This is a genomic window from Solimonas sp. SE-A11, from assembly GCF_030345715.1.
GTDB lineage: Bacteria > Pseudomonadota > Gammaproteobacteria > Nevskiales > Nevskiaceae > Solimonas_A.
Genome location: NZ_JAUASX010000041.1, coordinates 1 through 1,119, shown reverse-complemented (window position 1 = coordinate 1,119; position 1,119 = coordinate 1). Strand labels below are relative to the sequence as shown.

Annotated in this window: 1 protein-coding gene; it reads right to left on the bottom strand. The window is 54.2% G+C overall.

All coding sequences use genetic code 11. The features are described from left to right. Nucleotides 1-97: 97 nt before the first annotated feature. Complete coding sequence (locus QT386_RS23130) at nt 98-961, bottom strand: hypothetical protein (RefSeq protein WP_289276120.1); 864 nt, start codon at nt 959-961, stop codon at nt 98-100. Between the last annotated feature and the right edge of the window lie 158 nt (nt 962-1,119).

The window sequence follows — 1,119 nt, the reverse complement described above, 5'->3', positions numbered from 1 at the left end:
TCCACGCTAATCACTCCTGGTCATCCCTGGCGAGAAAATCGCCAGAGTACCGATTAACGTGGGTCAAATTTCAGTGCGCACTTGCCTCTTGGGTGGGTCAATTCTTACTGCGCGCCAACACCAGGGCCTCCTGAGAAATGCCATATGTATTCTCGAGAACATCAATCCGCACGCCGCCGGAGGCCAGTTTCGGCGCCAAGCCATAACGGACCTCATCAACGACGACTTCCTCCAGCCCTCCAATAGGGATGCGGACGGAGGTCGTGCCACCGCCATAGGTGATCTTCAGGGTGAATCCGCCGGAAATGCTGGTCGGATTAATCTGGAGATCTGAAATTCCCGGCACGGTGCCTGTGGCGCCAACCGGAATAACGACGGACTGGATCGGGGTCTTTCCTGCGTAGCCCGAAACCCGGTACACATCATCATTCACAACTCGAACTGTGCCCTCATCCATGCAGGCGGCATAGTTCGTAATCCTTGCGATAGAGCAGTATGACCCGCCAATTCGACCGTACGTTGGATTCAAGGTCGTCGGCCCCGGGACCATGCTCGATGGGATAGTGTAGTGGTCGAATATAGCGGCGCGGGGGCCGAGATGGCGGCGGACCTGTAGCAGTGAGTTATTCGCCCAAGAAATGTCCATGATGTCCGTAGCACCATTTACATCATCGCTAGGCGCCGCGGGGGAGAACCTACCGATAACTCCTTGGGAATTGGCGACAGAAAGAATTTGTTGGGCCTCATCCGACATGTATGCCACCTTGGTACCATCCTGAGACACAACTGGCCCTGACTTCGGCGATCCATCCATCGTGAATCGATGAACTACTGGCCCTGCCTGCGTGGCCAGATAAAAATCATTGTTGACCTTGACGACGCCGTTGCAAACGATAGCGGCGTTCGCCGATCCGACGGACAACAACAAGATGGCGAAAATCCTTAATGAGGTCGATAGCATCCTTATGCTCCTTTCAATTTGAGTTTTCATCCTTGATCCGACGTTACCCCAAAATTGAGTAGCACCGTGGTTTAGAGTCCGACCCAAGACCCCAGGAGGTCGGACGTGAAGAAGCGGTATTCGGAAGAGCAGATCATCGGATTTCTGAAGGAAGCGGA

Coding starts and splice junctions, on each gene's coding strand:
- QT386_RS23130 (WP_289276120.1), bottom strand. CDS start 961: ATGCTATCGACCTCATTAAGGATTTTCGCCATCTTGTTGTTGTCCGTC.